This window comes from Phenylobacterium sp., from assembly GCF_031181185.1.
Lineage (GTDB): Bacteria > Pseudomonadota > Alphaproteobacteria > Caulobacterales > Caulobacteraceae > Phenylobacterium.
The window spans coordinates 1-6,671 of sequence record NZ_JAPSKZ010000194.1; the positions used below are offsets into that span (position 1 = coordinate 1).

The 6,671-nt window shown below is 68.7% G+C and carries 7 protein-coding genes and 1 pseudogene; 5 read left to right on the top strand and 3 right to left on the bottom strand.

The window, feature by feature from the left end; all coding sequences use genetic code 11:
- Nucleotides 1-215, top strand: a pseudogene (locus RIF93_RS17600) (long-chain fatty acid--CoA ligase); the annotation flags it as partial.
- A gap of 28 nt (nt 216-243) precedes the next feature.
- Here the strand turns inward: RIF93_RS17600 and RIF93_RS17605 are convergent.
- Together RIF93_RS17605 and RIF93_RS17610 are read right to left on the bottom strand one after the other, a co-directional pair.
- Nucleotides 244-1,125, bottom strand: a complete 882-nt coding sequence (locus RIF93_RS17605) for an MBL fold metallo-hydrolase (RefSeq protein WP_309092752.1) — start codon at nt 1,123-1,125, stop codon at nt 244-246.
- Complete coding sequence (locus RIF93_RS17610; RefSeq protein WP_309092753.1) at nt 1,122-1,532, bottom strand: TIGR01244 family sulfur transferase; 411 nt, start codon at nt 1,530-1,532, stop codon at nt 1,122-1,124. Before RIF93_RS17610 ends, RIF93_RS17605 begins: the two co-directional genes overlap by 4 nt.
- An 88-nt stretch (nt 1,533-1,620) precedes the next feature.
- On the opposite strand from RIF93_RS17610, the gene oppB reads away from it, so the two are divergent.
- The 3 genes from oppB to RIF93_RS17625 are packed head-to-tail and all read left to right on the top strand — an operon-like array spanning nt 1,621 to nt 4,609.
- Nucleotides 1,621-2,544: an oligopeptide ABC transporter permease OppB gene (oppB, locus tag RIF93_RS17615; RefSeq protein ID WP_309092754.1), complete on the top strand. Its 924-nt coding sequence runs from the start codon at nt 1,621-1,623 to the stop codon at nt 2,542-2,544.
- On the top strand, nt 2,541-3,425 hold the full coding sequence (locus RIF93_RS17620; protein WP_309092755.1) for an ABC transporter permease subunit: 885 nt from the start codon (nt 2,541-2,543) through the stop codon (nt 3,423-3,425). Before oppB ends, RIF93_RS17620 begins: the two co-directional genes overlap by 4 nt.
- A complete protein-coding gene (locus tag RIF93_RS17625) occupies nt 3,425-4,609 on the top strand; it encodes an aspartyl/asparaginyl beta-hydroxylase domain-containing protein (protein ID WP_309092756.1) in 1,185 nt (394 codons plus the stop codon). Before RIF93_RS17620 ends, RIF93_RS17625 begins: the two co-directional genes overlap by 1 nt.
- On the opposite strand, the gene RIF93_RS17630 is transcribed toward RIF93_RS17625, so the two are convergent.
- Nucleotides 4,606-5,136: a hypothetical protein gene (locus RIF93_RS17630; RefSeq protein ID WP_309092757.1), complete on the bottom strand. Its 531-nt coding sequence runs from the start codon at nt 5,134-5,136 to the stop codon at nt 4,606-4,608. The genes RIF93_RS17625 and RIF93_RS17630 overlap by 4 nt on opposite strands.
- Before the next feature lie 305 nt (nt 5,137-5,441).
- Here RIF93_RS17630 and RIF93_RS17635 point away from each other — a divergent pair.
- Nucleotides 5,442-6,671, top strand: a 1,230-nt coding sequence (locus RIF93_RS17635; RefSeq protein ID WP_309092758.1) for a TonB-dependent receptor plug domain-containing protein, incomplete at its 3' end; no start/stop codon positions are given.

Genomic DNA, 6,671 nt, shown 5'->3' on the forward strand with positions numbered 1-6,671 from the left:
CCCACCCGAAGTGGGACGAGCGGCCGGTGCTGATCGTCAAGCTGAAGGACGGCGAACAGGCGGCGAAGGAAGAGTTCCTGTCGTTCCTGGAGGGCAAGATCGCCAAGTGGTGGATGCCCGACGACGTGGTCTTCGTCGACGAGATCCCGCTGGGCGCGACCGGCAAGATCGACAAGAAGGTCATCCGCGAGCGGATGAAGGACTACGTCCTGCCGACGGCGCAGCCCGTCGGGGCGTAGCGGATCAGACCAGGGCGTACGCGCCGGCTTCGTTGCGGATCCGGCCCTCGCGCTCGAGGTGGATCATCGCCGCCAGCATCGAACGCGAGGCCGCGGGCCAGAGGCGGGGATCGACGTCGGCGTAGAGGCGCGGGACCAGCTCGGCGATGGACGCCGGGCCGGCCTGCAGGGCGTGCACGATCTGGTCGATACGCTCCTGGCGATGGGCCCTGTAGGCGTCGATGAAGGCGGCCACCTCGCGGATCGGCGGGCCGTGGGTGGGCCACAGCGTGTCGAAGCCGCGGGCGCGGATCAGGTCCAGGCTTTCCAGATAGGCGGTCATGTCGCCGTCGGGCGGGGTGATGACCGTGGTCGACCAGCCCATGATGTGGTCGCCGGAGAACAGGCAGTTCTCCTCCTGCAGCGCATAGCAGATGTGGTTCGAGGTGTGCCCCGGCGTCGGGATCGCCTCGAGAGTCCAGCCGGGGCCTGAGATTGTTCCGCCGGCGCAGACGCTGACGTCCGGCCGAAAGGCGGTGTCGTGGTCGGCTTCCATCCTCACGACGGACTCATCGGCGGCTTCGGGATGAGCGACCGCGCAGCCGATGATGGGGGCCCCGGTGGCGTCCTGCAGCGGCCGGGCCAGCGGCGAGTGGTCGGAGTGATGGTGGGTGATCAGGATCTGGGTCACCCGTTCGCCCGCGACCGCGGCGAGGATCGCCGCCAGGTGGGCAGGGTCATCCGGGCCGGGATCGATCACCGCCACCTCGCCGCGGCCGACGATGTAGGTGCCGGTGCCGACGAAGGTGAAGGCGCTGGGGTTGTTGGCGATCACCCGCCGGATCAGCGGCGAGACCTGGTCGCAGCGACCGTACTCGAACTCTATCTCACGGACGTAGGGGATCATCCGCCCAGCACGCCCGAGAGGTCGTAGCCGGCCTGGCGGCCCAGCTGCACCAGCTCGTCGCGCGGCCGGGCGCCGGACGCCGCCTGGGACAGCGACCAGGTGACGATCGAGCGGGTGCCCGAGCGGCAGAAGGCCAGCACCGGCTTGGCGGCGTCCTCCAGGATGCGCTGGGTCGTCTCGACCTGCTGCGGGGTCGGGCCGCCCACGACGGGGATGTGGAAGTAGGCGATGCCCGCGGCGCGCGCCGCCGCCTCGATCTCGTGGCTGGACGGCTGGCCCGGCTGTTCGTTGTCGGGACGGTTGTTGATGATCGTGCGGAAGCCCTGGCGGGCAGCCTCCTCGACATCATCGACGCTTATCTGCGGCGCGGTGGTGAAATCGTCGGTGACGCGTCGGAAGTCGGACATCTTGCGCTCTCGGAACTGACGGGTGGCCCTTCGTTGACATCATCGGGGGCGGGTGGAAGTTTCGCAACGCCCGCCCGCAAGGAGGCCCATGTTCCGGTTCATCGGCCGCCGCCTGCTGGTTGCGATCCCGACGCTCTTCCTCGTGATCACCGCCGCCTTCTTCATGATGCGCGCGGCGCCCGGCAGCCCGTTCGACATGGACCGCAAGCTGTCGCCCGAGATCGAGCGGAACGTCCGCGAGGCCTACGGCATGAACAAGCCGCTTGGGGCCCAGTACGTCGACTATCTGGCCGGCGTGGCGCGCGGCGACCTGGGGCCATCCTTGAAGTACCGGGACAAGTCCGTCCTCGACATCCTCAAGGAGAACTATCCCGTCTCCCTGAAGCTGGGGCTGTCGGCGATCGTCATCGCCTCGGTGGTGGGCGTGAGCCTGGGGATCGTCGCGGCGCTCCGGCAGAACGGCCTCGTCGACAACCTGGCCATGGCGGTGGCCATCCTGGGCGTGTGCATCCCGACCTTCGTGACCGCGCCGCTCCTCGTGCTGGTGATCGCCTCGCAGCTGGGGTGGCTGCCGACGGCCGGCTGGAACGACGGAGCGCTCGCCAACATGGTCCTGCCGGTGACGGTGCTGGCCCTGCCGCAGATCGCCATCATCTCGCGCCTGACGCGGGCCGGCATGATCGAGGTGCTGAACTCGAACTACATCCGCACGGCGCGGGCCAAGGGCCTGCCAGAGCACCGGATCGTCGGCCGTCATGCGCTGCGCGCGGCGATCCTGCCGCTGGTCAGCTACCTGGGGCCCGCCTGCGCGGGGCTGATCACCGGCTCCCTCGTGGTGGAGAAGATCTTCAATCTGCCGGGCCTGGGGAAGTTCTTCGTCATCAGCGCCCTGCAGCGGGATTACACGGTCGTGATGGGCATGGTGATCTTCTACGCCGCCCTGATCCTGCTGCTGAACCTGGTCGCCGACCTGCTCTACGCCGCCCTGGACCCACGGGTGAGGCTGGCATGACCGCGCGCGCCGCCACGATGGAGCTCGCCGCCGTGAAGGGGCGCAGTCTGTGGGACGACGCCCGGCGCCGACTGATGCGCAACCGCGCCGCGGTGGCCGGCATGGTGGTGCTGGCGATCCTGACGCTGGCGGCGGTCGTGGGCCCCTATCTGATCCCCTATGCCTACGACGCCGTGGACAAGCAGGACGTCTGGGTCCCGCCGCTCACCGACGGCCACCTGCTAGGGACGGACGCCCTGGGCCGCGACCTCCTGGCCCGGCTGCTGATGGGGCTTCGGGTTTCGCTGGCGATCGGGCTGGTGGCGACGCTGGTGTCGCTGGTGATTGGCGTCGCCTGGGGCGCGGTCGCCGGCTACTTCGGCGGGCGGGTGGACGAGACCATGATGCGGATCGTCGACGTGCTCTACTCGCTGCCCTTCATCTTCTTCGTCATCCTGCTGATGGTGACGTTCGGCTCGAACCTGATCCTGATCTTCGTGGCCATCGGCGCCGTCGAATGGCTGACCATGAGCCGGATCGTGCGCGGCCAGACGCTGACCCTGAAGCACAAGGAGTTCGTCGAGGCGGCGCGGGCGGCGGGCCTGACTTCGGGCCAGATCATCGTCCGCCACATCGTGCCGAACCTTCTGGGGCCGGTGGTGGTCTACGTGACGCTGACGATCCCGGCGGTGATCCTGGCGGAGAGCTTCCTGAGCTTCCTGGGCCTTGGCGTGCAGCCGCCGATGGCCTCGCTGGGCTCGCTGATCGCGGGCGGCGCGTCCGACATGGAGCTCGCCCCGTGGCTGCTGATCTTCCCATCGATGGTGATGGTGGTCACGCTCATGGGCTTCAACTTCATCGGCGACGGCTTGCGCGACGCCATAGATCCCAAGGACAGGTGATGACGGTCGGCCTCCAGACTTCGCCCGAGCGGTTGCTGGCCGACGCCGCCGACGCCCTGCGGCGCGGGGACACGGCCCAGGCCCTGGCGATCATCGGCCAGGCCGAGGCCGCCCAGCCGCACGATCCCCAGATCAAGATGCAGCGGGCGCTGGCGCTGCGGCTGTCCGGAGCCTTCCCGGCCGCCATCGCGGCGCTGGACGAGGCCCTGACGCTCGAGCCTTACAACTTCCTGGCCCTGCTCTCGAAGGGGGCGCTGGTCGAGAAGGTGGAGGGCGAGCGGCCGGCGGCGCGCGTCTATCAGAACGCCCTGAAACTCGCCCCCGACGCGGACAACCTGCCGCCGTCGCTGAAGGGGGCCGTGGCCCGCGCCCGGGAGGTCGTCGAGACCACACAGGCGGCGCTCGAAGCCTATTTGCGAGACGAGGTGGGGCCTGTCGATGCGGCCGGTTCGGAGATGGCGGTCCGGCGCTTGGACGAGGCCGTCGGCATCTACGCCGGGCGCAAGCGCGTCTACCCGCAGGAGCCGCTGCTGCTGCACTACCCGCGGCTGCCGGCCATCCCGTTCTATCCGCGCGAGATGTTCCCCTGGCTGGGCGAGCTGGAGGCCGCAACGCCCCTGATCCAAACCGAGCTGCAAACGCTGCTGGCCGAGGACATGCGGGACTTCGCGCCCTACATCGCCTTCCCGCCGGACGTGCCGGTCAACCAGTGGGGCGAACTGAACCACTCGCGCCGCTGGAGCTCACTGTTCCTGTGGAAGGACGGCGAGCGCCAGGAGGCGGTCTGCGCTCGGTGCCCTCAGACGGCGGCGCTGCTGGCGCGGCTGCCCATGGCCCACCAGCCGGAGTTCGCGCCTACGGCGATGTTCTCGGCGCTGGACGCGCGCACCCACATCCCGCCGCACACCGGCTCGACCAACACCCGCCTGCTGGCCCACCTGCCGCTGGTGCTGCCGGGGCCCGCGCGGTTCCGCGTCGGCAACGAAACCCGAACCTTTAAGATGGGCGAGGCCTGGGTGTTCGACGACACCATCGAGCACGAGGCGTGGAACGACGCCGACGAGTTGCGGGTGATCCTGATCTTCGACGTCTGGAATCCCTATCTCGAGCCTGGAGAACGGGAGCTGATCAAGACGCTCATGACCGCCCGCAACCGCTTCTACGCCGGCGGAGGCGCGTCCTAGTCCACCCGCCGCACGCGCATGGCGCGCCGGCCCTCGACGCTGGCCAGGAAGCTGCCGAGGCTGGCCTTCCGGATAGTGACGGATTCGCCGGCCTTGGGCGGCATCGAGGGCGCGCCCACGTCCACCTGCTGCCAGACCGCCCCGTCCTCGAGCCGCAGGGTCCATTTCCCCGAGGCGTCCGCGCGCGCCGACGCGATCTTCGCCGTCACCCGGTCCACCGATTCCTTCGTCTCGCCGCGCTCGAGGATCGACAGCGACGGCAACGAGAAGCCGAACGCCTGCCGCCGCACGGTGCGGGCCTGTTCGCGATCGACCACCACGATGTCTCCCTTGGCCTCGGCCTGTTCGAGCGCGGCGGTGGCCGCGTCGTAGCAGGCCAGGCGCGCCGCATCGTCGGCCTGCGCGCGGCAGTCGGACAGCCTCTGCACCAGCGTCGCGCGCGCTTCCGGCTTCGGCTGGGCGGCGGCGGGCGCGGCGGCGATCGCACCGGCGCAGAAGGCGGCCAGGGCGAGGGGCGAGCGGATCATCGAGGGCTCCTGCGAACGTCTAAAGAGGCTTGCCGCGCCTTGTAGCCCGGCTTGATGGGTGGCGCGAATGCGCCTGCGAGATGACAAAGTTCGGCAACAAACTTGCGCGTCTGAGCGGCCCTGGCTCAATCTGTGACCAGAATGCGACACTATGGCGCCCCTCGGGGTTGCGGGCGCCTTATGTGCGTTGACCACTTCTGTCTTGGGCTCGTAACTCCGCAGTAACCGGAAGCTCGCAGTTTCCGGGACGATCGCTTTTGTGGGGAGCGGCAGCCGCCAGGCTAGACCGCTGGAGGATCCAGACCGTGAAATTCAAGTCCGTCCGGGAGCGCCTTCTGGCGTCTTCGATGATCTGTGGCGCCGCCCTAGTGGGCCTTTCCGCCACTTCGGCCATGGCGCAGGAAAGCGGCGAAGTCGCTGAAGTCGTGGTCACCGGCTCGCGCATCCCGCAGCCGAACCTCACCAGCATCAGCCCGATCCAGACGGTCGGCGAGCAGGAAGTGCTGCTGGGCGGTCGTGCTCAGACCATCGACATCCTGAACCAGCTGCCGCAGGTCACCCAGAACCCGGGCGTCGACCTCGGCCCGACCTCGGACCCGCTGAGCGGCCCGGGCGGCGTGTCCACGGTCAACCTGCGCGGCCTGGGCCCGCAGCGGACTCTCGTGCTGGTCGACGGCCGCCGGCTCGGCCCGGGCGACCCGAACACGGGTAACCCGAACCCGGCTCCGGACATCAACCAGATCCCCTCGCAGCTGATCGAGCGCGTGGAAGTTCTCACCGGCGGCGCTTCGGCGACCTACGGCTCGGACGCCGTGGCCGGCGTCGTGAACTTCATCATGAAGAAGAACTTCGAGGGCATCCAGTTCGACGCCCAGTACGGCGTCTACCAGCACAGCCAAGGCAACGACCGCATGCAGGACGTGCTGGCGGCCGGCAACCAACTGATCCCCGGCAAGCGCTGGGACGGCAAGTCGGCCGACTACAGCCTGCTGATGGGCGTCAACGCCCCTGACGGCCGCGGCAACGTGACCGCCTTCTTCACCTATTCGAAGCAGAAGCCCGTCCGCCAAGGCGCCCGCGACTACTCGGCCTGCCAGCTGAACATCAACGCGGCCGGCAACCCGTTCTGCGGCGGCTCGTCGAACTCGAACATCCTGTACTTCGCCAGCGGCGCCCAGCTGGACCTGAACGGCGACGGCGTGCCGGAATCGGACGCCGCGGCGGTCCTGGGCAACCAGTTCGTGCCGTACGGCACCGCGGGTACGACCCCGCCGGCTGTGTTCAACTCGAACCCGTACATGTACCTGCTGCAAGAAAACACGCGGTACACGGCCGGTTACTTCGCGAACTACGAAGTCAACCAGCACCTGGAGCTCTACTCGAGCTTCAACTTCATGAGCAGCAAGTCTAACGTGAACATCGCGCCCAGCGCGCTGTTCCAAGGCAGCGGCGTCACCGACACCGGCGGCTTCCTGGTCAACTGTAACAACCCCTTCCTGAGCGGCCAGCAAGCGACGGCCCTGGGCTGTACGCCG